Origin of the sequence: Cedecea sp. VD22 (assembly GCF_037150195.1) — a bacterium.
In the GTDB taxonomy this organism is placed as follows: domain Bacteria; phylum Pseudomonadota; class Gammaproteobacteria; order Enterobacterales; family Enterobacteriaceae; genus Cedecea.
On sequence record NZ_JBBCPX010000005.1, the window covers coordinates 120,639 to 145,335 of the forward strand.

Sequence of the window (24,697 nt, forward strand, 5' to 3'; positions counted from 1 at the left end):
ATAATAACTCCGGCAACCGCTTTTGCAGGCGCTTGTTTTCTTATTTGCAAAAAAAAGCCCGGCAGTGATTACCGGGCATGTGAATTAGATCACATTCGGGACTAACGCATGATCTTATCGCCACGCGAAACGCCAACAATACCCGAACGGGCCACTTCGACGATTTTCGCAACATCACGGATCGTATCAAGGAACGCATTGAGTTTATCGCTGGTCCCGGCAAGCTGGACGGTGTAAAGCGTTGGCGTCACATCAATGATTTGCCCACGGAAAATTTCCGTGCTGCGCTTCACCTCTTCCCGCCCGTATCCGCTGGCCTGTACCTTCACCAGCATGATTTCACGCTCAACGTAGGCCCCCTGCCCCAGCTCACTGACGCGTAACACATCCACTAGCTTGTGCAGCTGTTTCTCAATCTGTTCAAGTACCTTCTCGTCACCCACGGTTTGGATTGTCATACGGGAAAGCGTGGGATCGTCCGTAGGCGCTACGGTAAGGCTTTCAATGTTGTAACCACGCTGGGAAAACAGACCAATGACCCGGGACAGCGCACCTGATTCATTTTCCAGTAATACAGATAATATCCGGCGCATAATCAGGTTCTCTCCGTTTTGCTTAGCCACATTTCATCCATACCGCCACCGCGAATCTGCATCGGATAAACGTGTTCAGTACCGTCAACTGTGACATCGACAAACACAAGTCGCCCGCCGCGCACGGTTTCCAGCGCTTCGGCAAGTTTGCTTTCCAGTTCTTCTGGCTTAGTGATACTAATCCCCACATGGCCATAAGCTTCAGCCAGGCGAACAAAGTCCGGGAGCGACTCCATATAAGACTGAGAGTGGCGGCCTGAATAAATCATGTCCTGCCACTGTTTCACCATGCCGAGGTAACGGTTGTTAAGGTTCAAAACCAGAACCGACAAGCCGTACTGCAGCGCGGTAGAAAGCTCCTGGATATTCATCTGGATACTGCCATCGCCGGTGACGCAAATGACCGTTTCATCCGGCAACGCCATCTTCACGCCAAGCGCGGCAGGAAGACCAAAGCCCATCGTGCCTAAACCACCGGAATTTATCCAACGACGTGGCTTATCGAACGGATAATAGAGCGCGGCAAACATTTGGTGCTGGCCCACATCGGAGGTGACATAAGCATCACCGTTCGTCAGGCGATAAGCGGTTTCAATAACAGCCTGCGGCTTGATAGCCTGGCTATGGCGATCGAACTCAAGGCAGTGACGAGCGCGCCACTGTTCAATCTGTTGCCACCAGTCCCGAATATCATCCCCGGATTGCTGAACGTCTTCCTGAGCAAGCAAGTCCAGCATTTGCGTCAGAGCTTGACGCGCGTCCCCCACAATTGGGATATCCGCCGCAACTGTTTTGGAGATAGACGTAGGGTCGATATCAATATGCAGCACTGTCGCATTCGGGCAGTATTTAGCGAGATTGTTAGTGGTTCGGTCATCAAAGCGAACGCCAACGGCAAAGATAACGTCCGAATGATGCATCGTCATGTTGGCTTCGTAGGTGCCGTGCATGCCCAGCATACCCAGCGACTGGCGATGTGTAGCCGGGAATGCACCTAGCCCCATCAGCGATGAGACAACCGGAATATTGAGCTTTTCGGCAATCGTCAACAATTCTGCCTCGCAGGCTGAATTGATCGCCCCACCGCCTACGTACATCACCGGTTTTTTAGCCGCAATCAGCGTCTGCAGGGCGCGCTTGATCTGCCCTTTGTGGCCCTGCGTCGTTGGGTTGTAAGAGCGCATACTAACGGCGTCTGGCCAGGCATACGGCAGCTTATTCAGCGGACTCATGATGTCTTTGGGTAAATCAACGACCACCGTCCCTGGGCGGCCGCTGGACGCAAGCCAGAATGCCTTTTTGATGATCCCAGGTATGTCCTCGACCTGTTTTACCAGGAAGCTATGTTTAACGACTGGTCGGGAGATACCGACCATGTCACATTCCTGAAAGGCGTCGTAACCAATCAATGAAGTTGCGACCTGCCCGGACAACACAACCATCGGAATGGAGTCCATGTAGGCGGTTGCAATGCCGGTAATAGCATTTGTAGCGCCAGGCCCTGAAGTCACCAGCACAACGCCGGTTTCTCCCGTAGCACGCGCCAGGCCGTCGGCCATATGCACTGCAGCCTGTTCATGGCGTACCAGCACATGATCGATCCCACCCATAGTATGAAGCGCATCGTAAATATCGAGTACTGCGCCTCCCGGATAGCCGAATACTTGTTTTACGCCCTGATCGATTAACGACCGGACGACCATCTCGGCTCCTGACAACATCTCCATGGTTTTGCCTCCAGGCTCACGTTTTTGACGGCATGCAGAAGTCATTTCCGCACCGTCGCTGCGACAGGTTGTGTCTCTGCCTGTATCATTTTTATAGGTTTAGCCCATTAACATAACCGCTCAAGATCCGTCAGGCAATTACCCGCCAGAGCAACCTGAAGAGAAGAAATTGCACTCACCTCTATAAAAATCAGGCATAGCGGAGCGATCGACTAAATAGAGAGGGTGACTAATGACGAATATGCCAAAGATGCGGGGAATCACAGTGCGTTATGTATTAATTTAGCATTATTAAGCTGTGAGGAAGAGGCCACCAGAAAATGCTAAAGTACAAAATACTGCCTTTCTAACATAAAAAAGTGGAAACGGGCTGTTCAGGCCCGAGCATCCATAATACTGGTAACGTTATTGACATAAGCTTTTTGCTATCTGATTTTTCATCCACAAATGCCCCTTGTCTTGCCCGACTGAGCCATACCAGGATAAATAACAAGTACGCTTTCTTTTGATAAAAGGCACAGGAAACACTCTTAGATTCAATTCATTAGGAACACTATCAACCAACCAGCGTGGTGCAAGTGCCACAAGCCGTGTTTGTGAAACCACATTTAATACACAGGTCATTGCCATTCCCTGATAGGCAATCGCATTTTGCTTATTCAACGTGTCATACCACGGTGAACTGAAGGAGCCATAACATTCTGGAGAAGCCACCGCATGCTGCTGATTATAGAAATCACGCGTCGTTAGCGGAGAACAAAAACCAGGGTGCTCCTGGCCAGTGACTAAAACGATTTCATCCTCAAACAGTGGGATTCTTTTAAACTCAGGCCGAGAGATTTGATCATAACAAATCAAAAAATCAACTTCCTGATAGCGTAGCTGCCGCTCAATATCTTCATTAAAAGAAGATTTAAAAATTAATTGAACGTTTGGTGCCTTATATTTCATCGTATCTAAAATACGTGACATTATTTTACTGTCTAAAGGACTGGCAACGCAAAGCGTAAACTGCCGCTTGCTCCTTAGAGGATCAAAGTCCCCTTCCGGTAGCTCATTCTGGACCATCTGTAAGGCGTCACGAATCACGTCATAAAGCTGAAAAGCTCTGGCTGTTGCTTGTATCGTCCGCCCATTGCGAACAAATAACTCATCCTTGAAGGTGGTTTTCAACCGGGACACGGCGTTGCTGACGGCTGGCTGAGACATCCCCAACAGCCTGGCTGCACCGGTAATACTTTGTGCCCTCATTACCGTGTCAAAAACAGTCAGCAGGTTTAAGTCTACATTACGTAACAGAGGTCTTATTGCATCCAGAGTCTCCCGACTCTTATGTATTTTAGAATCCATTTTTACTCCAGTAATAAATAGAGTGCCATTCCACAATGCATAAGTTGGAAATTTCATTTTAATATCTTTCTGACAAGAATTTATAACGACTCAATTAACCAGAACAGTTATTACTGAAGCAATAAAACCACTCAATAAAAACCAGTAAATCACCGGATGGGTAATAAGAAATCTGTCAGCCCGTGAACAATACATCAGTTCTATCATATTCATAAGATGAATTATTTAAATTCAGTCTGTTCTCAGACGATATTACGCCTTTTAATCTTAATTAATATATTAAGAAAAGACATTTTCTCGGTATCTTTCACTGAGCAAACACGACGAACGCATCGGCCCAGCGATCCCACAACCGGCCTAAAGGTTGACACCTGCGTTGAGATCAAGTACCAATAAATACATCACGAAATTGCACAGGGCTTGAAACATGAATCGCACCGTCCGCCTACTTGGTCTACTACTAAACGCATCTTATTTGCGCGGTAGACTGGTGGGCGACAATCAGCGTTGATTCAAGCCTTCAGACAGAAAAAACCCGCGCCAATGCGCGGGTTTTTTTATGCTCGTCGCGAAGGCACCCAAAGAGATAAAGGACCGAACCATGAGCCAGCAAGTCATTATTTTTGATACCACATTGCGCGACGGCGAACAGGCTTTACAGGCAAGCCTGAGCGTAAAAGAGAAATTGCAGATCGCTATGGCGCTGGAACGTATGGGCGTCGACGTCATGGAAGTCGGCTTCCCTGTCTCTTCCCCCGGTGATTTCGAATCCGTACAGACTATTGCCCGCAATATCAAAAACAGCCGCGTTTGTGGCCTCGCTCGCTGCGTTGAAAAAGACATAGATGTTGCCGCTGAATCCTTAAAAGTCGCTGAAGCCTTCCGTATTCATACTTTCATCGCCACCTCTCCAATGCACATCGCCACCAAGCTGCGCAGTACGCTGGATGAAGTTATTGAACGTGCTATTTATATGGTGAAACGCGCCCGTAACTACACCGATGACGTAGAATTTTCCTGTGAAGATGCTGGCCGCACGCCGATTGCCGACCTGGCTCGCGTAGTCGAAGCCGCGATCAACGCAGGCGCAACCACCATTAACATCCCGGATACCGTCGGCTACACCATGCCGTTTGAGTTCTCCAACATCATCACCGGTTTGTATGAGCGCGTGCCGAACATTGATAAAGCGATTATTTCCGTGCACACCCACGACGATTTGGGGCTGGCCGTAGGTAATGCCATGGCGGCAGTTCACGCGGGTGCTCGCCAGGTGGAAGGCGCAATGAACGGTATCGGTGAACGCGCGGGTAACTGCTCACTGGAAGAAGTCATCATGGCTATCAAGGTGCGCAAGGACATCATGAACCTGCACACCAATATCAATCATCAGGAAATCTGGCGCACCAGCCAGATGGTTAGCCAAATCTGCAACATGCCAATTCCGGCCAACAAAGCTATCGTTGGCACCGGCGCCTTCGCCCACTCCTCCGGTATTCACCAGGACGGCGTGCTGAAAAATCGCGAAAACTACGAAATCATGACGCCAGAATCCATCGGCCTGAATCAGGTACAGCTGAACCTGACCTCACGCTCCGGCCGGGCCGCGGTGAAGCACCGCATGGACGAGATGGGTTACAAAGAGGCTGATTACAATCTGGATAACCTGTACGACGCCTTCCTGAAACTGGCAGATAAAAAAGGCCAGGTATTTGACTACGACCTGGAAGCATTGGCCTTCATCAACAAGCAGCAGGAAGAGCCTGAGCACTTCAGCCTGGATTATTTCAGCGTGCAGTCGGGTTCTAACGGTATCGCGACGGCATCCGTGAAGCTGGTTTGCGGCGAAGAGGTCAAAGCTGAAGCAGCAAACGGTAACGGCCCGGTGGATGCGGTCTATCAGGCAATTAACCGCATCACCGATTACAACATTGAGCTGGTGAAATACAGCTTAACCGCCAAAGGGCAAGGCAAAGACGCCCTGGGCCAGGTAGATATCGTGGTGGATTACAACGGCCGCCGCTTCCACGGCGTAGGGCTGACAACCGACATCGTCGAATCATCAGCCAAAGCCATGGTCCACGTGCTGAACAACATCTGGCGTGCCGGTGAAGTCGAAAAAGAATTGCAACGCAAAGCTCAACATCAGAATAAAGAACAAAATCAGGAAACCGTGTAATGTCGAAAAATTACCATATTGCAGTTTTGCCGGGTGACGGTATTGGCCCGGAAGTGATGGCTCAGGCCCTGAAAGTACTGGATGCAGTTCGCAATCGCTTTGATATCCGCATTAGCACCAGCTCCTATGACGTCGGTGGTGCCGCGATTGATCGCCACGGCAGCCCGCTGCCGCAGGCCACAGTCGAAGGTTGTGAGCAGGCCGATGCGATTCTGTTCGGCTCTGTAGGTGGCCCGAAATGGGAACATCTGCCGCCAGCAGAACAGCCTGAACGCGGTGCCCTGCTGCCGTTGCGTAAACATTTTAAACTCTTCAGCAACCTGCGTCCTGCGCGTCTGTATCAGGGGCTGGAAGAGTTTTGCCCGCTGCGCGCCGACATCGCAGCTAACGGCTTCGACATTCTGTGCGTTCGCGAACTGACCGGCGGGATTTACTTCGGCCAGCCGAAAGGCCGTGAAGGTAGCGGTATGCACGAGAAAGCCTTCGATACCGAGGTTTACCACCGCTTTGAGATCGAGCGCATTGCACGCATCGCCTTTGAATCTGCCCGCAAACGCCGCAGCAAAGTGACCTCTATTGATAAAGCAAACGTGCTGCAAACCTCACTGTTGTGGCGTGAAATCGTCAACGAAATCGCTAAAGAATACCCGGATGTGTCGCTGTCCCACATGTATATCGACAACGCCACCATGCAGTTAATTAAAGATCCATCGCAGTTCGACGTTCTGCTGTGCTCCAACTTGTTCGGAGACATCCTGTCCGACGAGTGCGCCATGATCACCGGATCTATGGGCATGCTGCCTTCTGCCAGCCTCAACGAACAAGGCTTTGGCTTATACGAACCTGCGGGTGGTTCAGCACCGGATATCGCCGGGAAGAACATTGCCAACCCTATCGCGCAGATCCTGTCGCTGGCGCTGCTGTTGCGCTATAGCCTGGATGCTGAGGAAGCCGCGCAGGCTATCGAAAGCGCCATTAATCGCGCGTTAGAAGAAGGCCACCGTACCGGGGATTTAGCCCGCGATGGTCACGCAGTCAGCACCGACGAAATGGGCGATATCATTGCCCGCTACATCGCTCAGGGGAAATAATCATGGCCAGGACCTTATATCAGAAGTTGTACGACGCCCACGTCGTGTATGAAGCCCCGGAAGAGACACCGCTGCTGTATATCGATCGCCACCTGGTGCATGAAGTGACTTCCCCGCAGGCCTTTGACGGATTGCGCGCCCATAGCCGCCCGGTTCGTCAGCCGGGGAAAACCTTCGCCACAATGGACCACAACGTGTCGACCCAAACTAAGGACATCAATGCCTCCGGCGAGATGGCCCGTATTCAGATGCAGGAACTGATGAAGAACTGCAAAGAGTTTGGCGTTGAGCTGTACGATCTGAACCACCCTTATCAGGGCATCGTTCACGTTATGGGGCCAGAACAAGGGATCACCCTGCCGGGCATGACCATCGTGTGCGGCGACTCCCATACTGCCACTCACGGCGCATTCGGCGCACTGGCTTTTGGGATTGGGACTTCCGAAGTTGAGCATGTCCTGGCAACGCAGACTCTGAAACAGGGTCGTGCGAAAACCATGAAAATTGAAGTCCAGGGCAAAGCGGCTCCGGGGATCACGGCCAAAGATATCGTGCTGGCTATCATCGGCAAAACCGGCAGCGCCGGCGGCACCGGTCACGTGGTTGAATTCTGCGGCGACGCTATTCGTGCCCTGAGCATGGAAGGCCGCATGACGCTGTGCAACATGGCTATCGAAATGGGGGCCAAAGCCGGGATTGTTGCGCCGGATGAAACCACCTTCAGCTATGTGAAAGGTCGTCTGCACGCCCCTAAAGGTGCGGACTGGGATGAAGCCGTCGAGTACTGGAAAACCTTCAGCACCGACGATGGCGCTAAATTTGACACCATCGTCACCTTAGACGCCGCCGACATTGCTCCGCAAGTGACCTGGGGAACCAACCCAGGCCAGGTGATTTCCGTCACAGATAATATTCCTGCTCCGGAGTCTTTCAGCGATCCGGTAGAACGTGCCTCGGCAGAAAAAGCGCTGGCCTATATGGGCCTGCAACCGGGTATTCCCCTGACCGAAGTGGCTATCGATAAAGTCTTTATCGGTTCCTGCACCAACTCGCGTATCGAAGACCTGCGCGCAGCAGCTGAAGTCGCCAAAGGTCGCAAAGTCGCACCAGGCGTTTTGGCCATGGTTGTGCCAGGCTCAGGTCCGGTTAAAGCTCAGGCCGAGTCTGAAGGGCTGGATAAGATCTTCATTGAAGCCGGTTTCGAGTGGCGTTTGCCTGGGTGTTCCATGTGCCTGGCCATGAACAATGACCGCCTGAATCCAGGCGAGCGTTGCGCCTCCACCAGCAACCGTAACTTCGAAGGTCGTCAGGGCCGTGGCGGGCGTACTCATCTGGTCAGCCCGGCGATGGCAGCCGCCGCCGCTGTTTCCGGTCATTTTGCCGATATTCGTACACTGAAATAAGGGGAACTACCATGGCAGAGAAATTTATCCAACATACCGGCCTGGTCGTTCCGCTGGACGCGGCGAACGTCGATACCGATGCCATTATCCCGAAGCAGTTTTTGCAGAAGGTCACCCGCACCGGTTTTGGCGCCCACCTGTTTAACGACTGGCGTTTTCTGGACGATGCCGGGCAAGTGCCTAACCCGGAGTTCGTGCTGAACTACCCGGAATTTAAAGGCGCCTCTATTTTGCTGGCGCGTGAAAACTTCGGCTGCGGCTCTTCGCGCGAGCACGCCCCGTGGGCATTAACCGACTACGGTTTCAAAGTGGTCATTGCGCCAAGCTTCGCGGACATCTTCTATGGCAACTCGTTTAACAACCAGCTGTTGCCGGTTATCTTGAGCGATGAGCAGGTTGATGAGCTGTTCAAGCTGGTCGATGCCCAGCCCGGCATTAAGTTTGTCGTCGACCTTGAAGCACAGACGGTTCAGGCGGGTGAGAAAAGCTATTCGTTCGAGCTGGATAGCTTCCGCCGCCACTGCATGTTGAACGGCCTGGACAGCATCGGCCTGACGCTGCAGCACGAAGCCGCTATTTCTGGCTACGAGCAAAAACTGCCAGCGTTTATGCGGTAATACAAAAAGGGGCGTCTTCTCAGCGCCCCTTTTATTTCAGTATTAACACCCGCCAGATATTCACTTTCCCCGCACTAAATGCATAATGCTAAAGCGTTATTTATAACGACACGTCTTTAATAAGCCACGGATGGGCCAGCAAGAAATGCTGTCTGTTCTCTTTATCACTTACAGCCACAATGACGGATTTATGCTTAAAAATCAGGACAGGCTACTTCACTTACTCATCTGTATCGGAGCCTGGATTGGCTGGTATGCATTATCCATTTTCGCCACAATGCTGCCTGGATTTACAGGTCTATTCCGGTCAGGTATGGCGATACCCGCGCTGATCATCTGTTTTTGGTTACCGTATACCCTGATTATCTGGCGACGCTATCAAAATCATTATGGGACGTTGCCTTTAGGGAAAGTCACCCCCTCTGGACTGATACTTCCGGCAATTGCATTATTTATGTTGGTTATTATTCAACAATTTACCGGCTCCCCTGAACCCTGGATGCAAAGCATAGAGCAGCTACCTGCGCGCAGTTTAGTGCTGGTAGCACTCACAGGCACTTTACTGGCTCCCATTGTAGAAGAAGTTATTTTTAGAGGTTTTTTATTAAATGCAGGTGAAGGGTATGGCAAGGTGGGTAAAAACGCCGCTATGTTGATGGCATCCGTTCTTTTTGCCTTCAGCCACTCGCAATATCAGAACGCAACGACTTTTATTAGCCTGTTTATCTTTTCGGTGATTCTTTGCCTGGCCCGTGTTTACTCCGGCAGCCTGATTGTGCCAATAATTTTGCACGGCTTAAACAATGCAATATCGTTTTCCTTTTTGCTTTTACTTGATAAGCCGCTTCAATAGCGGCTCAAATCAAACGTTCTTAACCCGGCTAGTCAGGAACAGCGCGACCACCGCCAGCGCCGCCATCAGCCAGTAAACAGAATAGTGACCAAAACCTTCCGCCAACGCGCCCTGCAGTATCCCAGCCAGAATCACGCCCGTTGAAATACTGTTGGTGAATAGCGTCGTTGCAGATCCCGGCCTTCCCGGCATCAAATCCTGGAACCACAGCATGCCTATCCCCGCAATAATCCCGATAAACACCGCATTAAACAACTGTAAGATCACCAATGCCGTTTTAGAGTGGAACAGAATCAGCCCAACATAAAACAGGATGCCAGCAACAACCGCCGCCACCATCATGTTACGTTTTCCAAAGCGTTTCACGTAGTAGCCGGCGAGGATCATCGCGGGGATCTCAATCCCTGCAGCCGTGCCCATTAATAACCCCGCCAGCTCATCCGGCAGCCCAAGATCCTGGCTTATCCACAGCGGCATATCGATGATGTACATGGTGTTGCAAGTCCACATCAGCATCGAAGCGATAAAGAGCATCCGCACGTTACTGTCTTTCCAGCCGCTGACCTGCGTTATTGCCACCTCTGCGGGCTGCTCAACTCTCGGCACGGACGGCAGCGCGAAAATAATCAGCGCCAGTGAAATAACGAATATCCCGGCAGCGATAAGAAACATCGTGGTAAAGCCATATTTCAGCGCCAGCATAAAAGAGAGTGGCGGCCCGATAACCCACGCCAGAGAAAGCTGCGCCCGCATGATCGAGCTGAACATCACCACTTCGCGGGCAGAACGGTCGGCGTACTCACGCGCCAGGGCAAAAATCTGCGGCATGGCGGTATTGGCTATTGAGGCAAACATCACGCCAAGCGTAATCAGCGTCAGATAATGACGATTAAAGGCAAACAGAACGCAGTTTGCCACCGCCATCGCGCAGCAAACCATAATCAGTTTTCGCCGGTCGCCCCGACTGTCCGACCTTTTGGCCAACAGCAAACTGACGCCAATCCCGGCAATCGCGTTAACGGTGTAAAACAGGCCGACCCAAAACGGCCTCACTTCGACTTCTCGAGTTAAAAACAGGCTAAGCGTCGGTGCCTGCAACGCCCCGGCCACGCCAATCATAAAAGAGACGGCCATGAAGGCAGCGTAAACAGGGTTAAAACGGCGTGCGCGGGTCAAAAACCAGAGCATGGAATGTCCTTAAAAGGAGATGTCGTCAGAGGTATTTGTTAAATGCATAAAGATTAAACGAAAAAAGCCAGCAGTAAACAGCTGCTGGCCGGTGAAAAGCACCAATACTCAGTCACACATGAGTCGGCGCGTTGGCGTTCTCGGGCATCGGGGTTGTAACCTCCCACTGCATCAAGTCTTCGAGCATCCTTAGTCTTTGCTCCACCGTCAGGCGAGCCAGCCATCCAGAGCAAACAAACTGTGTTGCGGCAAAGTACTGTTGGAAAAACTTCGCAGGTGATGACCGCTTCATAAACACCTCCTCGCTTCATCGGGAATCATTATTGACGTAATATAGGGAGAGTTAAATTGATGAGTTTCCGCCAGGAGTTCCTCTTTTATGTCTTCGTCACGCCTGCAACAACAATTCATCCGCCTGTGGCAATGCTGCGAAGGCAAACCTCAGGAAACCACGCTCAATGATTTAGCAGATTTGCTGAGCTGTTCCCGCCGCCATATGCGTACGCTGCTTAATGCGATGCAGGAAAAAGGCTGGCTTAGCTGGCAGGCGGAAGCCGGACGAGGCAAGCGTTCGCAGCTCACTTTCCTCTATACCGGGCTGGCCCTTCAGCAGCAGCGGGCGGAAGATCTGCTGGAGCAGGATCGCATCGATCAGCTGGTTCAAATCGTCGGCGACAAAGCCGCTGTCCGCCAGATGCTGATTTCTCATCTTGGCCGCAGCTTTCGCCAGGGTCGACATATTCTGCGTGTCCTTTACTATCGCCCGCTGCTAAATCTGCTGCCCGGCTCGGCGCTGCGTCGCTCAGAAACCCACATCGCCCGCCAGATTTTTAGCGGCCTGACGCGAATAAATGAGGAAAATGGGGAACTCGAAGCGGACATTGCTCACCACTGGCAGCAAATTTCCCCTTTACGCTGGCGCTTCTTCCTGCGCCCAGGCATCCATTTCCATCACGGTCGCGAGCTGGACATGCTCGATATCATCTCTTCCCTGCAGCGCATCAACGCTCTGCCGCTTTTTGCCCATATCACGCAAATCACCTCGCCGACTATCTGGACACTGGATATCCACCTTAGTCAGCCTGATGACTGGCTGCCGTGGCTGTTGGGCAGCGTGAACGCCATGATCCTGCCGCGCGAATGGACAACGATGACAAATTTCGCCAGCCAGCCCATCGGCACGGGCCCCTATTCCGTGGCTCGGAACAACCGCAACCAGCTGAAGATCCACGCCTTTGATGATTACTTTGGCTTCCGGGCGCTCATTGACGAGGTCAACTTTTGGGTACTGCCGGAAGTTGGCGAGGAGTCCAGCTGCGGCGTGCAGCTCCAGGGCATGCCGGACAGCGAAAAAGCCGTGGAAAGCCGCCCGGAAGAAGGTTGCTACTATCTGCTGTTCGACAGCCGATCCAGCCTTGGCGTTGACGAAAGCGTGCGCCAGTGGATTGGGCATATTCTCTCCCCGGTTAACCTTATCTACCGCGCTACAGAGCAGTATCAGCAGTACTGGTTCCCGGCTTATGGTTTGCTCCCCCGCTGGCACCATTCGAGGCCCGGGCCGTTGCTCCCTAAACCTGCCGGCCTGGAGAGCATAACGCTCACCTACTACCGCGACCACGTAGAGCACCGGGTGATCAGTAGCATCATGACCGAATTACTGGCAGAGCAGGGCGTGAAGCTGGTTGTGCAGGAGATAGACTATGCTGAGTGGCATCAGGGCGAGGCCGAAAGCGACATCTGGCTGAACAGCGTGAACTTCACCATGCCGCTGGAATACTCTCTGTTTGCCCAGCTTTACGAAGTCCCGCTGATTCAAAAATGCATCCCTGGCGACTGGCAGGGCGATGCCCGTCGCTGGCACAGCAAAACGCTGGCCCTGCCTGAGTGGTGCAAGCAAATGCTGGAGCGCAATGACGTTATCCCATTGATTCACCACTGGTTGCGCATTGAAGGCCAGCGCAGTATGCGCGGGGTGAGGATGAACACGCTAGGCTGGTTTGATTTCAAATCTGCCTGGTTTGCCCCACCGGGCCCATAACGCTTTCGTAACATGACTTCCGTAACCCAAAGGAAATCAGTAGAATCCTCCCTGCTCAACGGGGTGCCAGGACAGTTTGTCCGCGCTGAGATAATACCCGTCGAACCTGATCCGGATAACGCCGGCGAAGGGATTTGAGACACTCAACTCAATTCCTTTGCCCCCTTTTACTGAGGTGCAAAGTGTTCAAAAAATTTCTGCCGCTGCTGGCGCTGGCCGCCATGCCCGTTTTCGCTAAACCTGTATTAACCGTTTACACCTACGACTCGTTCGCCGCCGACTGGGGCCCTGGCCCGGCGGTGAAAAAAGCCTTTGAGGCCGACTGTAACTGCGAGCTGAAATTTGTGGCGCTGGAAGACGGCGTTTCTCTGCTGAACCGCGTGCGCATGGAAGGCAAGAACAGCAAAGCGGATGTCGTGCTGGGGCTGGACAACAACCTGGTAGAGGCCGCCACGCAAACCAAACTGTTTGCGCCTTCTAATATAGAAAGCGGCGTCCTTCAGGTGCCAGGCGGCTGGAAGAACAGCACCTTCGTGCCTTACGATTACGGCTACTTTGCTTTCGTATACGACAAGAACAAGCTAAAAAACCCGCCAAAAAGCCTGAAAGAGCTGGTTGAAAGCGATCAAAAATGGAAGGTCATTTACGAAGATCCGCGCACCAGCACTCCAGGGCTTGGCCTGCTGCTGTGGATGCAAAAAGTGTACGGCAATAAAGCCCCGGAAGCCTGGCAAAAGCTGGCGAAAAAAACCGTCACCGTCACCAAAGGCTGGAGCGAAGCTTACGGCTTGTTCCTGAAAGGGGAAGCCGACCTGGTACTGAGCTACACCACCTCCCCGGCCTACCACATCATCGAAGAGAAGAAAGACAACTACGCCGCCGCGAACTTTAGCGAAGGGCATTACCTGCAGGTTGAAGTTGCGGGCCGACTGGCGAACAGCAAGCAGCCTGAACTCGCCGAGAAATTTATCAAATTCATCACCACGCCAGGTTTCCAGAACACCATTGCTACCGGCAACTGGATGTATCCGGTGACCAACGTGGCATTACCTGCGGGCTTCGACAGCCTGGTGAAGCCGCAAACCACACTGGAATTTCTCCCTCAGCAGGTGGCCACCCAGCGCGCAGAATGGATCAATGAATGGCAACGCGCCGTCAGCCGCTAATACCAGGCTGGCTGTATCCAGGGCTCTTTGCCGCAACGCTGGTCGTGGCGGTAGCCCTGGCGGCTTTTCTGGCGCTGTGGCTTAACGCTCCGCAGACGGATGTCTTTGCCATATTGCGGGACGACTATCTTTGGCACGTCCTGCGCTTTTCCTTCTGGCAGGCCTTTCTTTCCGCCGCACTTTCCGTTTTCCCGGCCATCTTTTTAGCCCGCGCGCTCTACCGCCGCCGCTTTCCTGGCCGACTGGCGCTGCTGAGGCTGTGCGCCATGACGCTGGTGCTGCCGGTGCTGGTCGCCGTTTTCGGTATTCTTTCCGTTTATGGGCGAGAAGGCTGGCTGGCCACGCTCTGCGGCTGGCTGGGCGTTGAATGGCACTTTTCCCCTTATGGCCTGCAGGGCATTCTGCTGGCGCACGTCTTCTTTAATATGCCGATGGCGACCCGTCTTCTGCTGCAGGCGCTGAACAATATCCCTTCGGAACAGCGTCAGCTGGCGGCACAGCTGGGGATGCAGGGCTGGCATTTCTTCCGTTTCGTCGAGTGGCCCTGGCTGCGCCGCCAGCTACTCCCGGTTGGCGCCCTGATTTTTATGCTTTGCTTCGCCAGCTTCGCCACCGTGCTTTCTCTGGGCGGCGGCCCGCAGGCAACCACCATCGAGCTGGCCATTTTTCAGGCATTAAGCTACGACTACGATCCCGCCAAAGCGGCATTGCTGGCTCTGCTGCAAATGGCGTGCTGCCTTGGCCTGGTGTTATTGAGTCAGAAGTTAAGCAAGGCGATTCCCGTCGGCGTCAGCCAGCTTCAGGGCTGGCGCGATCCACAGGATTCTCTGCGCCGAAAACTTAGTGATGGCCTGCTTATTGTGCTCGCCCTGCTGCTGCTTCTCCCACCGCTGCTAGCGGTGATGGTCGATGGGATTAACGGCAGCATGGGCAGCGTGCTGCGGCAGCCAGCGCTCTGGAACGCGCTCTGCACTTCACTGAGAATTGCCATTGCCGCCGGGCTTGTCAGCGTGACGCTGACGCTGATGCTGCTCTGGAGTTCGCGTGAACTTCGGCTGCGTAACCAACGCTTCGCCGGGCAGGCCATTGAACTTAGCGGCATGTTGATTCTGGCGATGCCGGGCATCGTCCTCGCCACCGGCTTCTTCTTGCTGCTAAACAATACCGTGGGCCTGCCGCAATCCGCCGACGCTATTGTTATTTTTACCAATGCGCTGATGGCGATTCCTTACGCCTTAAAGGTGCTCGAAAACCCCATGCGAGACGTGGCAGAACGCTACACTCAGCTTTGCCAGTCGCTGAATATCAGCGGCTTTAATCGCCTGCGATTTATTGAGCTAAAAGCGCTGAAACGCCCGATAGCCCAGGCACTGGCCTTTGCCTGCGTCCTGTCGATTGGCGATTTCGGCGTGGTGGCGCTGTTCGGCAATGAAGATTTCCGCACGCTGCCCTTCTGGCTGTATCAGCAGATCGGCTCTTACCGCAGCCAGGAAGGCGCTGTCACAGCGCTACTTCTACTGCTGCTTTGTTTTATGCTGTTTACCTTGATTGAAAAACTTCCGGGGCAAGATGCTAACTCTGACTGATGTAACCTGGCTGTATCAGCACTTACCCATGCGCTTTTCCCTGAAGGTTGCGGCGGGGGAACGAATCGCCATCCTGGGGCCAAGCGGGGCGGGGAAAAGTACGTTACTGAGCCTGGTCGCCGGGTTCCTGCAGCCTGCCAGCGGCAACATCGTCATCGACGGCGTGGATCACACCCGGACACCGCCTTCAGCTCGCCCGGTTTCCATGCTTTTCCAGGAAAATAATCTGTTTAGCCATTTGACCGTCCGGCAAAATATCGCCCTGGGCATGCATCCGGGAATGAAACTTAATGAAGCCCAGAAGCTGCGGTTGCAGGAAATAACGGAACGCGTGGGGTTAACTGACATGCTGGACCGTCTGCCGTCTCAGCTTTCCGGCGGCCAGCGGCAGCGCGTCGCCCTGGCCCGCTGCCTGGTTCGTCAGCAGCCCGTTTTACTGCTGGACGAACCTTTCTCGGCGCTTGATCCGGCGCTGCGCAAAGAGATGCTACAGCTGCTCGACGAGCTGTGCCGGGAGCAACGGCTGGCGCTGCTGATGGTCTCTCACAGTATTGAAGATGCCGCCCGCATCGCCAGCCGTAGCATCGTGATAAAAGACGGGCGCATTGCATGGGACGGCGAAACGGGCAGGTTGCTCAGCGGCGAGGCAAGCGCCTCCGCGCTGTTGGGAATCTGCACTTAGTGCGACAGCACCTTCCGCAGGATATCCCAGTAAACCGGCATCAAGGGATGCTGCAGCAAGGCGGCAAAACTGCCAATGCCCGCCACCAGCATCAACGGAGCCAGCCAGTTGAGCCGGGCCTGCGGTAGATAGCTGGCCAGGCGTTCTGAGCCACGCTTACCGCTGCGATACCAACGCCAGCACAGCCAGGCAGCCAGCCAAAGCAGTAAAGCCACCGCCAAAAGCAGCCACTTGAAGCTGGCGCTTTTCATGTCCGCAGGAATATCTATGGCCGCTCCGGCAAGGATCCCCGGCAGAAAATAGAGCGGCGGCCAGAGCAGGCAGCCGATGATATTCGGCAGCAAAAACTTCGCCAGCGGTAAATCCAGCATCCCAGCAACCATCGGCACCAGCGGGCGCGTAGGGCCAACAAAGCGCCCCACCAGGATCGTAAACATGCTGTGCTGATGCAGCGCGTGTTCGGTTTTATCCAGCAGAGCTTTATTCTTCTTCATAAATGACCAGCGGTGCAGCGGCCCTTTGAAACGCTGCCCAAGCCAGAACGAGATCCAGTCCCCCAGCAGACAGCCGACGATCCCGGCGCCCCAGGCATAATAGAAATTCACCTGGCCACTGCCGATCAGCGCCCCCAGTCCGGCCATCATTACCGTGCCCGGCAGGATCAGTCCCACCAGCGCCAGCGACTCAAAAAAGGCCACCAGCATCACCGCGATAAGCGAATATGCAACTGACTGTGTAATAAAGTGTTCCAGTAAGGCTTCCATAAGCTTTCCGTCGATGAGCGAGCGGGCGATTCTCCAGAATTAACGTGACAGGCGTCAAGGTCTCATTTCTATGAATAAAGAATAGACGGTAAAGTTCCGGACAATTCGCACACCCGGCCAACAATACTGTATATAAATGCAGTAAGTAACGGTTGTTTGCGCTATAATCGAAACACTTTTCCTGAGAGAGAATGCAGCGTGTCTCAAGCTCGTCAGGGGTTTCTGCTGACCAGGCACTGGCGAGACACCCCGCGCGGTACCGAAGTCGATTTCTGGCTGGCCACGGACGATGGCCCGCTTAAGGTGCGCCTGCCGCCGCAGGAATCCGTCGCTTTTATTCCCCAGGCGCAGTTAGCCCAGGCGCAGCGTTTGCTAGCCGGTGAAAACCAATTCCGCCTTACGCCGCTTGAACTCAAAGACTTTCATCACCAGCCGGTAGCGGGCCTGTATTGCCAGCAGCACCGCCAGTTAATGCGGCTGGAGAAACTGCTCCGCGACGGCGGCGTGATGGTCTATGAGGCGGATATTCGTCCTCCGGAGCGCTTCCTGATGGAACGCTTTATTACCGCGCCGGTCTGGTTTAGCGGCCATCCTCAGGGCGAAGTGCTGCTGGATACCCGCCTGAAGCCCGCCCCGGAATACCGCCCGCCGTTGAAATGGGTCTCGCTGGATATCGAAACGAATCGACACGGGGAGCTGTACTGCATCGGCCTTGAAGGCTGCGGGCAGCGTCACGTCTATATGCTGGGGCCTGAAAACGGCGATGCTGCGGGCCTGGACTTTACGCTGGAATATGTCGCCAGCCGCCCTTTGCTGCTGGAGAAGCTGAATAGCTGGTTTGCCGAGCACGATCCCGACGTCCTGATCGGCTGGAACGTCGTGCAGTTTGACCTGCGCGTGCTGCAAAAAATGGCCGAACGCTACCAGGTTCCGCTCCGTCTGGGCCGCGGCAACAGCACGCTAGAATGGCGTGAGCACGGCTTTAAGCAGGGCGTTTTCTTTGCCCAACTTGCGGGCCGGGTGATTATCGACGGCATCGAAGCGCTAAAATCGGCGTTCTGGAATTTCTCTTCGTTTTCGCTGGAAACGGTCTCCCGTGAACTTCTGGGTGAAGGGAAGTCGATTGATAATCCCTGGGATCGTATGGATGAGATCGACCGCCGCTTTGCCGAAGACAAACCCGCGCTGGCTACCTATAACCTCAAAGACTGCGAGCTGGTCACGCGTATTTTCCACAAGACTGAGCTGATGCCTTTCCTGCTGGAGCGGGCGACGGTCAACGGGCTCCCGCTGGATAAACACGGCGGCTCGGTAGCGGCTTTCAGCCACCTTTATTTCCCGCGTATGCATCGTGCAGGCTATGTCGCCCCCAATCTGGGCGAGGTTCCGCCGCAGGCAAGCCCCGGCGGCTATGTGATGGATTCCAGTCCTGGACTCTATGACTCGGTGCTGGTGCTCGATTATAAAAGCCTGTATCCGTCAATTATCCGTACCTTCTTAATCGATCCGGTCGGCCTCGTCGAAGGTACAGCCCAGCCGGACGTGACGCACTCCGTTGAAGGGTTTATTGGCGGCTGGTTCTCCCGCGACAAACACTGCCTGCCCGAGATCGTGAGCCAGATCTGGCATGGCCGGGACGAGGCAAAACGCCACGGCAACAAGCCGCTCTCCCAGGCGCTCAAGATCATCATGAATGCGTTTTACGGCGTACTGGGTACCAGTGCCTGTCGCTTTTTCGATCCCCGCCTTGCTTCGTCGATCACCATGCGCGGTCACGAGATCATGCGCCAGACAAAAGCGCTGATTGAATCCCAGGGCTATGACGTTATCTACGGCGATACGGATTCAACCTTTGTCTGGCTGAAACAGGCCCACAGCGAAAAGGACGCCGCACAAATTGGCAGGAAGCTGGTTGAACACGTAAACGGCTGGTGGCGCGAACACCTGAAAACGACGCAGAACCTGGAATGCGCCCTGGAGCTGGAGTACGAAACGCACTTCTGCCGCTTCCTGATGCCTACCATTCGGGGGACGGACCAGGGCAGCAAAAAGCGCTACGCCGGGCTTATTCAGGAGGGCGACGAACAGCGCATGGTATTTAAAGGGCTTGAAACAGTGCGCACCGACTGGACGCCCCTCGCCCAACAGTTCCAGCAAACGCTCTATTGGCGAATTTTCCGCGGCGAGCCCTATCAGGACTACATCCGTGAGACCATTGCCAGCCTGATGTCGGGTGAGCTGGATTCACAGCTGATCTATCGCAAACGCCTGCGTCGCCCGTTAAGCGAGTACCAGAAAAACGTGCCGCCTCACGTTCGTGCGGCCAGGCTTGCCGATGAATATAACCAACGTCTGGGCAGGCCGGCGCAATACCAGAATCGTGGCACGATAAAATATGTCATGACCCTGAGCGGCCCGGAGCCGGTTGATTATCAGCAATCTCCGCTGGATTATGACCACTACCTGACTCGCCAGTTGCAGCCCGTCGCCGAGGGGATTTTGCCCTTCCTTGAGGACGACTTTGCTACACTGATGACGGGGCAGATGGGGCTATTTTAAAAACCCTCAACATAACTCAGCTTACGGCAAGGCGCTAAGAGCACGCAGCCAGCGCCGCCGTAATTTGAAGCATGACGAGTGCGTGACGAATCCGTTGCCATCCAGTACCATAGCGCCCTTTCTTCGAATCCTTAGACCCAATTTTAAACAACTGCGCCGCCTGTGCGCGGTTGCCATGCTATTGCCTGCAAATTTAAGTCACTGAAATAGAGCCGAAAACTTATGCCTTTTACACTTGGTCAACGTTGGATCAGCGATACCGAAAGCGAACTGGGACTGGGAACCGTGGTGGCGCTGGATGCGCGTATGGTTACCCTGCTCTTCCCGGCAACGGGTGAAAATCGTCTGTACGCCAGAAATGACTCCCCGATCACCCGCGTGATGTTTAACCCAGGCGATGTGATTACCAGCCATGAAGGCTGGCAGCTGAAAGTTGATGAAGTTAAGGAAGAAAAGGGTTTACTCGCCTACCTCGGCACCCGTCTCGATACCGAAGAGTCTGACGTCCTGCTGCGCGAAGTGTTTCTCGACAGCAAATTGGTCTTCAGCAAACCACAGGATCGCCTGTTCGCCGGGCAAATCGACCGTATGGACCGCTTTGCGCTGCGTTTCCGCGCCCGCAAATATCAGAGCGAACAGTCGCGCCAGATTTGGAGCGGCCTGCGCGGGATGCGCACCAGCCTGATCCCTCACCAGCTAAACATCGCTCATGATGTTGGCCACCGCCATGCTCCGCGCGTATTGCTCGCGGATGAGGTTGGCCTGGGTAAAACCATTGAAGCCGGGATGATCATCCACCAGCAGCTGCTGGCCGGTAGCGCCGAGCGCGTGCTGATTGTGGTGCCGGAAACACTGCAGCATCAGTGGCTGGTCGAAATGCTGCGCCGCTTTAACCTGCGCTTCGCGCTGTTTGACGATGAACGTTACGCGGAAGCCCAGCACGACAGCAGCAACCCGTTTGACACCGAACAATTGGTCATTTGCTCGCTGGACTTCGTGCGCCGCAATAAACAGCGCCTGGAAAACCTCTGCGAAGCGGAGTGGGATCTGCTGGTTGTCGATGAAGCTCACCATCTGGTGTGGAGCGAAGATGCGCCCAGCCGTGAATACCAGGCCATTGAACAGCTGGCCGAACATGTTCCTGGCGTCCTGTTGCTGACCGCCACGCCTGAACAGCTGGGCATGGAAAGCCACTTCGCGCGCTTACGCCTGCTGGACCCAAATCGCTTCCATGATTTCGCCATGTTCGTCGACGAGCAGCAGAATTACCGCCCGGTTGCAGACGCCGTCGCCTTGCTGCTGGCAGGAGATCGCTTGACCGATGAGCAGCTGAATACCATGGGTGAGCTGATTGGCGAGCAGGATATCGAGCCACTGCTGCAAACCGCCAACAGCGATCGCGAAGGCAGTGAAGCCGCGCGCCAGGAGTTGGTTTCCATGCTGATGGACAGACACGGCACCAGCCGCGTGCTGTTCCGTAACACCCGTAACGGCGTGAAAGGTTTCCCGAAACGCGAACTGCACACCATTCGCCTGCCGCTGCCAACCCAGTACCAGACGGCGATTAAAGTCTCCGGTATTATGGCCGCGCGTAAGTCCGTGGAGGATCGCGCCCGGGATATGCTGTATCCGGAGCAGATTTATCAGGAGTTCGAAGGCGACACCGGCACCTGGTGGAACTTCGACCCACGCGTTGAATGGCTGATGGGCTACCTGACCAGTCACCGTTCGCAGAAAGTGCTGGTGATCTGCGCCAAGGCCGCGACGGCACTCCAGCTTGAGCAGGTTCTGCGTGAGCGCGAAGGCATCCGCGCAGCCGTCTTCCATGAAGGCATGTCCATCATCGAACGAGACCGCGCTGCAGCCTGGTTTGCGGAAGAAGATACCGGCGCTCAGGTCCTGCTGTGCTCAGAGATTGGCTCAGAAGGCCGTAACTTCCAGTTCGCCAGTCAGCTGGTGATGTTTGACCTGCCGTTTAACCCGGACCTGCTGGAGCAGCGTATTGGCCGTCTCGACCGTATTGGCCAGGCGCACGACATCCAGATCCACGTTCCGTACCTGGAAAAAACCGCTCAGTCGGTCCTGGTGGACTGGTACCATGCTGGCCTGGATGCCTTCGAACACACCTGCCCGACCGGCCGCACCATTTATGACAGCGTCTACCCGCAGTTGATCGAATATCTCGCGGCACCGGAAAATACCGAAGGCTTTGACGCGCTGATCAAGCAGTGCCGCGAGCAGCACGATGCCCTGAAGCAGCAGCTTGAGCAGGGCCGCGACCGTCTGCTGGAAATTCATTCCAACGGCGGTGAAAAAGCGCAGGCGCTGGCAGAAGCCATTTCCGAGCAAGATAACGACACTAACCTCGTTAGCTTTGCCATGAACCTGTTTGATATCGTCGGCATTAACCAGGACGATCGCGGCGACAACATGGTCGTCATTACTCCGTCCGACCATATGCTGGTCCCTGACTTCCCGGGCCTGCCGGAAGACGGCTGCACAATCACCTTCGAGCGTGACGTCGCCTTGTCCCGCGAAGACGCGCAGTTTGTGACCTGGGAACACCCGATCATCCGCAACGGCCTGGATTTGATCCTGTCAGGCGATACCGGTAGCTGTGCCCTGTCTCTGCTGAAAAATAAAGCGCTGCCGGTGGGCACGCTGCTGCTGGAGCTGGTTTACGTTGTTGAGGCCAAAGCGCCTAAACAGCTGCAGCTCAACCGCTTCCTGCCGCCGACGCCGGTGCGCATGCTGGTGGATAAGAACGGCACCAACCTCGCGGCGCAGGTGGAGTTTGAAAGCTTCAACCGCCAGCTCAGCGCGGTTAACCGCCATACCGGCAGCAAACTGGTGAATGCGGTGCAGTCCGACGTGCACGCTATTCTGCAGGTGGCGGAAGAAAAAGTTGCCGATGCGGCACAGGCGCTGATCGACGCAGCTCGTGAAGAAGCCGATGAGAAGCTGAGCGCTGAGCTGTCCCGTCTGGAAGCATTGAAAGCCGTTAACCCAAACATTCGTGACGACGAGCTTGCAGCTATCGAAACCAATCGCCAGCAGGTGATGGAAGCGTTGAGCCAGGCTAACTGGCGTCTTGATGCCCTGCGTTTGATCGTTGTGACGCACCAGTAAATATGCGTCGCTTTACTCAAATCATTCGAGTTGCAGCAAGGCGGCAAAAGAGAGAATTCCCAGGAGCTGACTAAAGTCAGTGACTGGGATAAGTGAGAGCAGCCAACGCGGCTGCAGCTTGAAGGATGCAGAGTAAATGCTGATGGAACCCTACAATCCGCCTCTCGATCCCTGGCTGGTTATCCTGTACCAGGATGAGCACATCATGGTGGTTAACAAGCCCAGCGGCCTGCTGTCCGTTCCGGGACGTCTTGACGAGCACAAAGACAGCGTGATGACGCGCATTCAGCGCGACTTTCCGCTGGCGGAATCGGTCCATCGACTTGATATGGCAACCAGCGGCGTGATCGTGGTGGCGCTGACCAAAGCGGCAGAGCGCGAGCTAAAGCGCCAGTTCCGTGAACGCGAGCCGAAAAAGCAGTATGTGGCTCGCGTTTGGGGCCATCCACAGCCGGAAGAAGGTTTGGTGGATCTACCGCTGATTTGCGACTGGCCTAACAGACCAAAGCAGAAGGTATGCTACGAGACAGGGAAATCTGCGCAGACTGGATATCAGGTGCTGGAATACGCGGCGGACAATACCGCTCGTGTACAGCTCATGCCGATTACCGGGCGTTCGCACCAGCTTCGCGTGCATATGCAGGCGCTGGGGCACCCGATTCTCGGGGACCGCTTCTACGCGACGCCAGAAGCGCTTGCCATGGCGCCGCGTCTTCAGCTCCATGCCGAGATGCTCACCATCACGCACCCGAGCTACGGTACGCCAATGACGTTTAAAGCGCCGGCGGACTTCTAAAAAAGGCCTCTCAACTGAGAGGCCTTTTTCTACTTAAACCCTTTTGCGGTTTTAATCAGATCGTAAGCGCCCTGAATCTCCTGGGCCTTTTGCTTCGCCATCTGCATCATTTCCGGCGGCAGGCCTTTTGCCACCAGCTTGTCAGGATGGTGCTCACTCATTAACTTACGGTACGCGCGCTTGATAACCGTTGGCTCATCGCTGCTTTTTACCCCAAGCACCTTGCAGGCATCTTCCAGCGTCGGGCCTCTTTGCTGCTGCGCGAAGCCGCCTTGCGATTGCTGGTATTGGTACTGGCCACCACCGAACTGCTGGCCGCCTTCCATCATGCGCAAGAACTGGTCGAACTGGGCACGTGAGATCCCCAGTTCTTCGGCAATCACATACAGCACCTGACGCTCATTTGGGTGCAGCGAGCCATCCGCAAACGCAGCCTGGATTTGTATTTCCAGAAACATCCGAATTAAGTCAGAACGGCCAAAACAGACGCTTCGCATCTGCCCCATCTTTTCTCTGAGCGGATAGTTATTTTCTTTCCCCGCGCGAAATGCTCGCTGAGCGGCGGCGCGCGCCTCACCATGAAGCTGCATTCGGTCCATCAATAAAGACGCTATTTGAATATCAGCTTCCGTTACCCGACCTTTCGATTTGGTGAGGTGCCCCATCACTTCAAAAGTGGTAGAAAAAAAGATCGCCTGACGCTGCTGTTGGTTAGCAAACCAGGCCCCGCGACGGCTGCGTGCCTTATCAAACATATGGCCGATAAGAAAACCTATCACCACACCCCAAAAGCCGCCGCCTGAGATTAACCCCAAAGCAACACCGAGTACTTTTCCCCAATACTGCATATACTCCCCAAATCATCATGCTGTCGTCTAGAATTTGCTTTATCATACCCGCCATTGATAGCGCTGCCTAACGGCATACTGCTAATGGGCTGGATTAACACTAGCGCTGTGGTGATGAGTACGTTAGT

General features: G+C 54.4%; 20 protein-coding genes and 1 riboswitch. Of the genes, 13 read left to right on the forward strand and 7 right to left on the reverse strand.

Annotated elements, in window-relative coordinates:
• Window positions 1–101 precede the first annotated feature (101 nt).
• The 3 genes from ilvN to leuO all read right to left on the reverse strand — a co-directional run bounded on the left by ilvN (window position 102) and on the right by leuO (window position 3,670).
• On the reverse strand, window positions 102–593 hold the full coding sequence (ilvN, locus tag WFK85_RS12110) for an acetolactate synthase small subunit (RefSeq protein WP_008461768.1): 492 nt from the start codon (window positions 591–593) through the stop codon (window positions 102–104).
• 2 nt (window positions 594–595) lie between these two features.
• Complete coding sequence (gene ilvI / locus WFK85_RS12115) at window positions 596–2,320, reverse strand: acetolactate synthase 3 large subunit (RefSeq protein ID WP_336707779.1); 1,725 nt, start codon at window positions 2,318–2,320, stop codon at window positions 596–598.
• Between the two features lie 405 nt (window positions 2,321–2,725).
• Window positions 2,726–3,670, reverse strand: a complete 945-nt coding sequence (leuO, locus tag WFK85_RS12120) for a transcriptional regulator LeuO (RefSeq protein WP_166993635.1) — start codon at window positions 3,668–3,670, stop codon at window positions 2,726–2,728.
• 427 nt (window positions 3,671–4,097) lie between these two features.
• Between leuO and leuL the strand changes: the two genes are divergently transcribed.
• From leuL to WFK85_RS12145, 6 genes are all read left to right on the forward strand, one after another.
• Window positions 4,098–4,181, forward strand: a complete 84-nt coding sequence (leuL, locus tag WFK85_RS23635) for a leu operon leader peptide (RefSeq protein WP_139827388.1) — start codon at window positions 4,098–4,100, stop codon at window positions 4,179–4,181.
• A gap of 90 nt (window positions 4,182–4,271) precedes the next feature.
• Complete coding sequence (leuA, locus tag WFK85_RS12125; RefSeq protein WP_008461762.1) at window positions 4,272–5,849, forward strand: 2-isopropylmalate synthase; 1,578 nt, start codon at window positions 4,272–4,274, stop codon at window positions 5,847–5,849.
• Complete coding sequence (leuB, locus tag WFK85_RS12130) at window positions 5,849–6,940, forward strand: 3-isopropylmalate dehydrogenase (protein WP_166993533.1); 1,092 nt, start codon at window positions 5,849–5,851, stop codon at window positions 6,938–6,940. The genes leuA and leuB overlap by 1 nt, the downstream gene beginning before the upstream one ends.
• 2 nt (window positions 6,941–6,942) lie before the next feature.
• Window positions 6,943–8,343, forward strand: coding sequence for a 3-isopropylmalate dehydratase large subunit (gene leuC / locus WFK85_RS12135; RefSeq protein ID WP_336707776.1), 1,401 nt, complete (start codon window positions 6,943–6,945; stop codon window positions 8,341–8,343).
• Window positions 8,344–8,354: 11 nt separating this feature from the next.
• The gene (leuD, locus tag WFK85_RS12140; protein ID WP_008461753.1) at window positions 8,355–8,960 is read left to right on the forward strand and encodes a 3-isopropylmalate dehydratase small subunit; all 606 of its coding nucleotides are present in this window, start codon (window positions 8,355–8,357) and stop codon (window positions 8,958–8,960) included.
• A 130-nt stretch (window positions 8,961–9,090) separates the two neighbouring features.
• A complete protein-coding gene (locus WFK85_RS12145) occupies window positions 9,091–9,813 on the forward strand; it encodes a CPBP family intramembrane glutamic endopeptidase (RefSeq protein ID WP_336707775.1) in 723 nt (240 codons plus the stop codon).
• Window positions 9,814–9,822: 9 nt separating this feature from the next.
• Here the strand turns inward: WFK85_RS12145 and WFK85_RS12150 are convergent, their stop codons facing one another.
• Together WFK85_RS12150 and sgrT are read right to left on the reverse strand one after the other, a co-directional pair.
• Complete coding sequence (locus WFK85_RS12150; RefSeq protein WP_166993529.1) at window positions 9,823–11,001, reverse strand: sugar efflux transporter; 1,179 nt, start codon at window positions 10,999–11,001, stop codon at window positions 9,823–9,825.
• Between the two features lie 112 nt (window positions 11,002–11,113).
• A complete protein-coding gene (sgrT, locus tag WFK85_RS12155; protein ID WP_008461749.1) occupies window positions 11,114–11,293 on the reverse strand; it encodes a glucose uptake inhibitor SgrT in 180 nt (59 codons plus the stop codon).
• Window positions 11,294–11,380: 87 nt separating this feature from the next.
• Here sgrT and sgrR point away from each other — a divergent pair, with 87 nt between their 5' ends.
• The 4 genes from sgrR to thiQ all read left to right on the forward strand — a co-directional run bounded on the left by sgrR (window position 11,381) and on the right by thiQ (window position 16,473).
• A complete protein-coding gene (gene sgrR, locus WFK85_RS12160; protein WP_008461747.1) occupies window positions 11,381–13,039 on the forward strand; it encodes an HTH-type transcriptional regulator SgrR in 1,659 nt (552 codons plus the stop codon).
• 49 nt (window positions 13,040–13,088) lie between these two features.
• A riboswitch (TPP riboswitch) is annotated at window positions 13,089–13,190 on the forward strand.
• A gap of 31 nt (window positions 13,191–13,221) precedes the next feature.
• Window positions 13,222–14,205, forward strand: coding sequence for a thiamine ABC transporter substrate binding subunit (gene thiB / locus WFK85_RS12165; RefSeq protein ID WP_166993527.1), 984 nt, complete (start codon window positions 13,222–13,224; stop codon window positions 14,203–14,205).
• Window positions 14,181–15,791, forward strand: coding sequence for a thiamine/thiamine pyrophosphate ABC transporter permease ThiP (gene thiP, locus WFK85_RS12170; RefSeq protein WP_336707772.1), 1,611 nt, complete (start codon window positions 14,181–14,183; stop codon window positions 15,789–15,791). The genes thiB and thiP overlap by 25 nt, the downstream gene beginning before the upstream one ends.
• Window positions 15,775–16,473 (forward strand): thiamine ABC transporter ATP-binding protein ThiQ, encoded by a 699-nt coding sequence (gene thiQ / locus WFK85_RS12175; RefSeq protein WP_336707770.1) that lies wholly within the window; start codon window positions 15,775–15,777, stop codon window positions 16,471–16,473. The genes thiP and thiQ overlap by 17 nt, the downstream gene beginning before the upstream one ends.
• On the opposite strand, the gene WFK85_RS12180 is transcribed toward thiQ, so the two are convergent.
• The gene (locus WFK85_RS12180) at window positions 16,470–17,237 is read right to left on the reverse strand and encodes a DedA family protein (RefSeq protein ID WP_336707769.1); all 768 of its coding nucleotides are present in this window, start codon (window positions 17,235–17,237) and stop codon (window positions 16,470–16,472) included. The two genes, thiQ and WFK85_RS12180, sit on opposite strands and share 4 nt — an antisense overlap.
• Before the next feature lie 198 nt (window positions 17,238–17,435).
• Here WFK85_RS12180 and polB point away from each other — a divergent pair, with 198 nt between their 5' ends.
• From polB to rluA, 3 genes are all read left to right on the forward strand, one after another.
• Window positions 17,436–19,796, forward strand: a complete 2,361-nt coding sequence (gene polB / locus WFK85_RS12185; protein ID WP_336707767.1) for a DNA polymerase II — start codon at window positions 17,436–17,438, stop codon at window positions 19,794–19,796.
• A 222-nt stretch (window positions 19,797–20,018) separates the two neighbouring features.
• Window positions 20,019–22,925: an RNA polymerase-associated protein RapA gene (gene rapA / locus WFK85_RS12190; RefSeq protein WP_336707765.1), complete on the forward strand. Its 2,907-nt coding sequence runs from the start codon at window positions 20,019–20,021 to the stop codon at window positions 22,923–22,925.
• Window positions 22,926–23,061: 136 nt separating this feature from the next.
• Window positions 23,062–23,721 carry a bifunctional tRNA pseudouridine(32) synthase/23S rRNA pseudouridine(746) synthase RluA gene (rluA, locus tag WFK85_RS12195; protein ID WP_008461732.1) on the forward strand — a complete coding sequence of 220 codons (660 nt, stop codon included), beginning with the start codon at window positions 23,062–23,064 and terminating at the stop codon, window positions 23,719–23,721.
• A gap of 29 nt (window positions 23,722–23,750) precedes the next feature.
• On the opposite strand, the gene djlA is transcribed toward rluA, so the two are convergent.
• Window positions 23,751–24,569 carry a co-chaperone DjlA gene (gene djlA, locus WFK85_RS12200; RefSeq protein WP_008461730.1) on the reverse strand — a complete coding sequence of 273 codons (819 nt, stop codon included), beginning with the start codon at window positions 24,567–24,569 and terminating at the stop codon, window positions 23,751–23,753.
• Between the last annotated feature and the right edge of the window lie 128 nt (window positions 24,570–24,697).

What these genes read in the sequence shown, in the direction of transcription:
- sgrR (WP_008461747.1), top strand. Translation starts at nt 11,381, where the DNA reads ATGTCTTCGTCACGCCTGCAACAACAATTCATCCGCCTGTGGCAATGC.
- leuC (WP_336707776.1), top strand. Translation starts at nt 6,943, where the DNA reads ATGGCCAGGACCTTATATCAGAAGTTGTACGACGCCCACGTCGTGTAT.
- rapA (WP_336707765.1), top strand. Translation starts at nt 20,019, where the DNA reads ATGCCTTTTACACTTGGTCAACGTTGGATCAGCGATACCGAAAGCGAA.
- WFK85_RS12150 (WP_166993529.1), bottom strand. Translation starts at nt 11,001, where the DNA reads ATGCTCTGGTTTTTGACCCGCGCACGCCGTTTTAACCCTGTTTACGCT.
- WFK85_RS12180 (WP_336707769.1), bottom strand. Translation starts at nt 17,237, where the DNA reads ATGGAAGCCTTACTGGAACACTTTATTACACAGTCAGTTGCATATTCG.
- leuL (WP_139827388.1), top strand. Translation starts at nt 4,098, where the DNA reads ATGAATCGCACCGTCCGCCTACTTGGTCTACTACTAAACGCATCTTAT.
- sgrT (WP_008461749.1), bottom strand. Translation starts at nt 11,293, where the DNA reads ATGAAGCGGTCATCACCTGCGAAGTTTTTCCAACAGTACTTTGCCGCA.
- leuO (WP_166993635.1), bottom strand. Translation starts at nt 3,670, where the DNA reads ATGGATTCTAAAATACATAAGAGTCGGGAGACTCTGGATGCAATAAGA.
- ilvN (WP_008461768.1), bottom strand. Translation starts at nt 593, where the DNA reads ATGCGCCGGATATTATCTGTATTACTGGAAAATGAATCAGGTGCGCTG.
- djlA (WP_008461730.1), bottom strand. Translation starts at nt 24,569, where the DNA reads ATGCAGTATTGGGGAAAAGTACTCGGTGTTGCTTTGGGGTTAATCTCA.
- thiP (WP_336707772.1), top strand. Translation starts at nt 14,181, where the DNA reads ATGGCAACGCGCCGTCAGCCGCTAATACCAGGCTGGCTGTATCCAGGG.
- thiQ (WP_336707770.1), top strand. Translation starts at nt 15,775, where the DNA reads ATGCTAACTCTGACTGATGTAACCTGGCTGTATCAGCACTTACCCATG.
- rluA (WP_008461732.1), top strand. Translation starts at nt 23,062, where the DNA reads ATGCTGATGGAACCCTACAATCCGCCTCTCGATCCCTGGCTGGTTATC.
- ilvI (WP_336707779.1), bottom strand. Translation starts at nt 2,320, where the DNA reads ATGGAGATGTTGTCAGGAGCCGAGATGGTCGTCCGGTCGTTAATCGAT.
- leuB (WP_166993533.1), top strand. Translation starts at nt 5,849, where the DNA reads ATGTCGAAAAATTACCATATTGCAGTTTTGCCGGGTGACGGTATTGGC.
- WFK85_RS12145 (WP_336707775.1), top strand. Translation starts at nt 9,091, where the DNA reads ATGGGCCAGCAAGAAATGCTGTCTGTTCTCTTTATCACTTACAGCCAC.
- leuD (WP_008461753.1), top strand. Translation starts at nt 8,355, where the DNA reads ATGGCAGAGAAATTTATCCAACATACCGGCCTGGTCGTTCCGCTGGAC.
- leuA (WP_008461762.1), top strand. Translation starts at nt 4,272, where the DNA reads ATGAGCCAGCAAGTCATTATTTTTGATACCACATTGCGCGACGGCGAA.